The following is a 5,560-nucleotide window of genomic DNA, read 5'->3' on the forward strand; positions in this document are numbered from 1 at the left end:
GGGCAGGAGCACTATCTACAATAGAGGCTCTTGGCCTTAGGAGCTCAACAGCTTCCTGCTCTCCCTCGATGATCAGTCGAGAACTATGGCGCGGTGAGGCGCTAGAGTCGAGATACAAGGAGCTCACCGAGGTTACGAGGCCAGCGATAGCGATTTGTCTGACACTCCGCCATCGCTGGCCTCGTAACCTCGGTGAGCTCCTACAGGTCCATGTATGCCATCAAGAACGCGGCTAAACCGAAAGAACAAACCGACACTCAGCAGCGTCATCACCCGACGGCCGCTCTAGCCGAAAACCACAGCGCTCAAGCACTTTCCTGGAACCAAGGTTTTCCTTGAAGACATAAGCGACCAGTTGCACAAGCCCCCAACGCTCTTTTGCCTGTTCAATCATATACATCAAGGCCAGTGTGGCCAGCCCCTGCCCGCACGCGTGCTGATCGATTCGATACCCGACCTCAGCAGTCTGGCCTGACGAACTCATGCCTTTCAGATTTGCCCGCCCGACTATTCTCCCACTGGAATCCTCGATAACAAATGGATGCCAGACGCCAATGGCAAAGTCAGCGAGATAGCAGTCGATATGCTCCGCGACACCTTGCAACGAATAGAAGTCAGGCTCGCGGGCATCAATGTGCGATTCAAACCACTCACGGTTACGGACTTCAAACGCCAGCAACGCTTCAGTGTCGGCTGAAGTTAACTCACGAATTCTAAAAGGCTTCATGGGCGTTTAACGCTCTGATGAACTTGAAGGTAGGCCGTCAACATCAGCGTCAATTGCTCTTCGAGGCAGGTCTCGAAGTCAGGATTGCCATGCCCTTCGAGCAAGGCACGCACAGGCCCGACCACTGCCGTATGCGAGATCGAGGCAATCAGGGCGGGATTGTCAAAATGTGCGTCAGACGCAGTGGTCAGCATGCTCGTCATCGCGACTAGCATACGGGCGTTTATGCGGGCGACCAGTTCGGCTCCGCCCCGCTCTGCTGCGATGGCGTAGAGCGCTTTCGACACCACCGGATCACGCAGTTTGACGGCTAGAAACGCCACGATAAAACCCGACGCCATTTCGGCCACTGTTTTACCGTGGCATCGACCGCAGGCGAGCTCAACAGTATCGACAACTTCCTGCAGATGCTTTTCGAGCACCGCAGCCAGCAAAGCATCGCGATTCGGGTAGTACTGATAGACGCTGCCTACCGACATTCCGGCCCGCTCGGCAACCCGCGTGGTGGTGCAGCGGGTCAGCCCGTACAGGGTCAAAACCTGAAGGGTCGCGGTGTGAAGTGCTTCTACCGTCGCGACGGATCGGGCTTGGACCGCTGATTTTCTTGGCTTTAACGATGCTTTTAGCGTGCTCATGGAATGCGAATTCAAAACCTGAAGGTTCCTTCATATCATAGTTTTTCCTCAAGCGAAGCAAGAGCGATAGATATGACGGATGTTTTAAACAAAAGAGGCAACAAAAGCGGCACGTTCAATCTCGGCGACCGCCAGGTAAAACGAATCGGTTACGGCGCAATGCAGCTCGCAGGCCCCGGCGTATTTGGCCCGCCGAAAGATCGTCAAGCCGCGGTGGACGTGCTGCGCGCAGCCGTCGAATCGGGTGTAAACCACATCGACACCAGCGACTATTACGGGCCGCATGTGACCAACCAGATTATTCGTGAAGCACTGCATCCCTACAAAGATGACCTGACGATAGTCACCAAGGTCGGCGCGATTCGCGGCGAAGACGGCTCCTGGATTCCAGCCACGTCGAAAAAAGACCTGACCCAGGCTGTGCACGACAACCTGCGCAATCTGGGCCTGGACGTGCTGGATGTGGTGAACGTGCGCACCATGTTCAGCGCAATGGGAACAGCCGAAGGTTCGATCGAAGAACAAGTGAGCGCCGTTGCAGAATTGCAGCAGCAAGGACTCGTTCGCCATATCGGCATCAGCAACGTCACGCCCACGCAAATCGCTGAGGCGCGCAAACTCGTCAATGTCGTTTGCGTTCAGAATCTCTACAACATTGCCCATCAGCACGATAACGCTGTGATCGATGAACTGGCGCGTGATGGTATTGCCTATGTACCGTTCTTTCCGTTGGGCGGGTTCACGCCGCTGCAGTCGTCCGCGTTATCGACCGTCGCGCAGCGACTCAGCGTCACGCCAAAACAGTTGGCACTGGCATGGCTGCTGCACCGTTCTCCCAACATCCTGCTGATCCCGGGCACATCCTCGGTGGCTCACTTGCGGGAAAACCTTGCCGTGAGCGAGCTGGTTCTTTTGGATGAAATCATGGCAGAGCTGAACGCCATCGCGGATTGACCGCAGGCGATCAGAATTGAGCTTAAAAACCGGTCGATTACCGGCCGGTTACGCGCAGGTTTAAAGCATCAGCTTGCATCAATCCCTGACCCTATTTAAAAACCGGAACCGAAGTCGAACGCTCATCAGATTGCTTCTGCTGACGCAGTCGGTTTCCGATTTCAGCAATGTTCGCTTCACCGGCACGCAGCGCTTCGTCGTTGGTGTGCACGGAGTAATAACCGAGCTTAAGATCATAGGGATGAGGCACGGCCGAGCCGAGAACGAAGGTGGCACCTGTTGCCCCGGCCGCGAGGATGACGGCTTGGCTGCCGCGCTCGAAGATCACCATCTCGCCCGCCACGATTGAATCTGGCGAGCTGACCGAACCGCGACTGAGGCTCATCCAGAGCGACTCATGTCCCTGCGGCGGTGTATAGGTCCAGGACTCACCGGCAGGAATAGTCACCAGCAAATAGTTGATGCCGTCAGGAGCGCGAACCGGGCTCTGGACACCTTCATACCGGCCAACAATGACCCGGGCCAGGCCTGCACTGGGCATCGTGTCGGCTTCCAGATACTGGCTGTCAACCTGACCGTTCTCAAGCTCCGGTCCCAGCGCAAGCCATAGCTGGAAGCCCTGAACCCGGGCTGACGTTCCTGCCGACATTTCTTTGCCGTGCCATACGCCGCCACCGGCACGCATCCACTCAACTCCGCCATAGGCAATCGCCCCGCTGCCTGCCTCAGGATCATCAAAGTGCATGTTTCCCTCGGTGACCACGGTGACGGTGGCAATTCCCGAGTGCGGGTGCATCGGCATGCTGCCAAGGAACGACTTCGGCCCTTCAAACAAATCCAGAAAAACAAAGGGTTTGATCAACTGCCCATAGTCGGAGGGGCTCATCAGCCTGACGATCGGGCCATGGCCACTGCCCGTGGTGCGATGGCTGATATGACGTGGGGTGACTAGGTTAGCAACGGCTGATGCGTTCATGAGATTTACCCTGAGAATATGAGCGAATGTTCTGCCCTGATCGGCAGAGACTGTTTGCGTGAGCCCATATTAGGGATTCGGCATCATATTGATTAGTCGCTACAATCGATTTGGACTCATCCATTTTTGGCTTAATAAGATGATTGATCTGAACGATGTGGCAGTTTTTATCCAGGTTGTCGATGCTGGCAGCATTGCCGGCGCGGCGCGGCGTATTGGTGCACCGTCCAATACGCTCAGCCGCCGCATCAAGCAGTTGGAGGAAAAACTCGGTGCCAGGCTACTTCATCGATCTACACGCAAATTGACACTGACCGATGCGGGCAAATCCCTTTATGAACAGAGCTCTGCTCAGATCACTCAACTGATCGAGATCAGTAGCAAATTGCTTAACGGCAGTCATGAGCCTGCCGGTAGAGTCAGAGTTGCCGCACCAGCAGATTTTTTTGAAGTGTTCGACATGAATTTTGTCGCGGACTTTCTCACTCGATATCCTAAGGTCCAGCTCGACTTCCTGCTGGGTGACCAACGCAATGACCTGATTGCCGAAGGCATAGATCTGGCGTTCAGAGCCGGGGCAATGCCCGATTCAAGCCTTGTGGCACGAAGAATCAACACGGGTCGTCGCTTGCTTGCAGCAAGTCCCGCTTACCTCGCGGCTCGTGGAGTACCGCCGGACATTCAGGCGTTAAGCGATCATGACTGCGTTTGCTCCCCTCACCCCTCGGGCCAGACGTCATGGACCCTGGCCAACCCGGCAGGATCAACGCGAGTCGATATCGCTGGCAGACTCTGCGCCAGCACGGCACAAGCGCAGTTGAAAGCAACCCTCTCAGGTCTGGGTATCTGCTTTTTGCCTGAGTCGGTATTGCGCCCAAGCTTGAAAAGTGGACGTCTTGTAGAAGTGCTACCGGACTGCGGCCAGCAGAGCAACGATCTGTTCATCGTATTCCCCAGCCGCAAACAAATCCCCCTCGCCGTCAGCACCTTCGTGGATGAATCGATAGCACATCTACAGCAAGTACTTTTGGCGTAAGGGGATGAAAAGTCAGAAGCAGACAAGCAGTCATTTCAACCTGCCACCGCGCTGATCCGGTCCGAGATCCACTGATGGCTGCGCGCAAGAACCCGTCCCGTCATCGCAGTAGGAAAGTGAATGAAGCCGTGCGCACAAACGGGCATTACGTGTACTTCCACTTCCGACGGCTTCGCCCATCGTTCAGCCATCTGCACGGTGTCGTCCAGCAGCGGGTCCAGCTCACCAGCAAACATCAGCGCAGGCGGCATGCCCGTGAGGTCGCCGTATAACGGCGATAACGGCGGTTGACGACGCTCTTCATCAGTGGCGTCCGGCGTCAGCAAACGCAACGCATCGACCATACCCGGGCCATGCAGCACCAGGGTTTCAGGACCCGCAGCGTGGACGCTTGGCGTTCCGGTCAGGTCGTAAACGCCGTAGTACAGGACCGCCCCGCTCACTCGTCGAAGCAAATCCGGCCACGCTTTAAGCCTTAGAAGAGTCGCCGCCGCCAGATGACCACCGGCCGATTCCCCGATGATGATCACGGGTAAACCGGCGAACTCCTCACTGGCACCACTCAGTAGCCAGCGCGCCGCAGAAAGACAGTCATCCATCAAACCTTCAACGGGCGTCGATACCGCGAGGCGATAATCAACCGAGACCACCGCGACTTCGCATGCTTTCACTAAAGCAAGATTAAGGTCGTCGTTCATTTGTGCATTACCGATGACCCAGCCACCGCCATGGATATCAAGCACCACGCCTTTTGCTTTGCCTTTGGGTCTCAATATCCGCACGGGGACCGAAACGCCATCGACACCGACTGAACGTTTTTCTGCCTGCTGCCCCTGTTTAGCCAGCTTGCCCGCGCTACCGACTTGACCCGCTTTGAGCAGCGTCTGAATCACCCGAGGCGTGAAGCGATTGCGGATTCGAAAACGCGGTAGCCAGCCGAGCTTTTTGTTGAAGCGCTGCATTTCTGCGATTTCATGTTCGCTAAAGGACTGAAGCTCGTCGTGATTCAATGGGTGGTCTCCAGGCAAAAAAATACGAACTTCCGGGTGAAACCTGTAGCTGTAGATACCGTCTTGACCCTCATCGAGCAAGCGCGATGTCAGGGTCATAGGGTTTCCCCGACTTGAGCACTCCGTACACCAGATGCAACAGCTTGCGCATGGCCGCACATATGATTTCCTTCGGGGCCTTCCCGTTCGCCTTCATGCGTGTTTTGAGGGCCATAAGGACCG

6 protein-coding genes are annotated in these 5,560 nt (G+C 56.0%); 2 read left to right on the forward strand and 4 right to left on the reverse strand.

The window, feature by feature from the left end:
- Positions 1-232: 232 nt before the first annotated feature.
- Both CKW31_RS29320 and CKW31_RS29325 read right to left on the reverse strand, forming a co-directional pair.
- On the reverse strand, positions 233-727 hold the full coding sequence (locus tag CKW31_RS29320) for a GNAT family N-acetyltransferase (protein ID WP_095102689.1): 495 nt from the start codon (positions 725-727) through the stop codon (positions 233-235).
- The gene (locus tag CKW31_RS29325) at positions 724-1,362 is read right to left on the reverse strand and encodes a TetR/AcrR family transcriptional regulator (protein ID WP_095102692.1); all 639 of its coding nucleotides are present in this window, start codon (positions 1,360-1,362) and stop codon (positions 724-726) included. Before CKW31_RS29325 ends, CKW31_RS29320 begins: the two co-directional genes overlap by 4 nt.
- Positions 1,363-1,434: 72 nt before the next feature.
- Here CKW31_RS29325 and CKW31_RS29330 point away from each other — a divergent pair, with 72 nt between their 5' ends.
- Positions 1,435-2,316, forward strand: a complete 882-nt coding sequence (locus CKW31_RS29330; RefSeq protein WP_095102694.1) for an aldo/keto reductase family oxidoreductase — start codon at positions 1,435-1,437, stop codon at positions 2,314-2,316.
- Between the two features lie 91 nt (positions 2,317-2,407).
- On the opposite strand, the gene CKW31_RS29335 is transcribed toward CKW31_RS29330, so the two are convergent.
- Positions 2,408-3,292, reverse strand: a complete 885-nt coding sequence (locus tag CKW31_RS29335) for a pirin family protein (protein ID WP_095102696.1) — start codon at positions 3,290-3,292, stop codon at positions 2,408-2,410.
- Positions 3,293-3,431: 139 nt separating this feature from the next.
- On the opposite strand from CKW31_RS29335, the gene CKW31_RS29340 reads away from it, so the two are divergent.
- Positions 3,432-4,328 (forward strand): LysR family transcriptional regulator, encoded by an 897-nt coding sequence (locus tag CKW31_RS29340; RefSeq protein WP_095102698.1) that lies wholly within the window; start codon positions 3,432-3,434, stop codon positions 4,326-4,328.
- A gap of 35 nt (positions 4,329-4,363) precedes the next feature.
- On the opposite strand, the gene CKW31_RS29345 is transcribed toward CKW31_RS29340, so the two are convergent.
- A complete protein-coding gene (locus CKW31_RS29345) occupies positions 4,364-5,338 on the reverse strand; it encodes an alpha/beta hydrolase (protein ID WP_371856838.1) in 975 nt (324 codons plus the stop codon).
- Between the last annotated feature and the right edge of the window lie 222 nt (positions 5,339-5,560).

The organism is Pseudomonas sp. Irchel 3A5, from assembly GCF_900187575.1.
Lineage (GTDB): Bacteria > Pseudomonadota > Gammaproteobacteria > Pseudomonadales > Pseudomonadaceae > Aquipseudomonas > Aquipseudomonas folii.

Bases quoted from the DNA above. Each gene is read 5' to 3' on its own strand.
- CKW31_RS29320 (WP_095102689.1), bottom strand. From the start codon at position 727: ATGAAGCCTTTTAGAATTCGTGAGTTAACTTCAGCCGACACTGAAGCG.
- CKW31_RS29325 (WP_095102692.1), bottom strand. From the start codon at position 1,362: ATGAGCACGCTAAAAGCATCGTTAAAGCCAAGAAAATCAGCGGTCCAA.
- CKW31_RS29330 (WP_095102694.1), top strand. From the start codon at position 1,435: ATGACGGATGTTTTAAACAAAAGAGGCAACAAAAGCGGCACGTTCAAT.
- CKW31_RS29335 (WP_095102696.1), bottom strand. From the start codon at position 3,292: ATGAACGCATCAGCCGTTGCTAACCTAGTCACCCCACGTCATATCAGC.
- CKW31_RS29340 (WP_095102698.1), top strand. From the start codon at position 3,432: ATGATTGATCTGAACGATGTGGCAGTTTTTATCCAGGTTGTCGATGCT.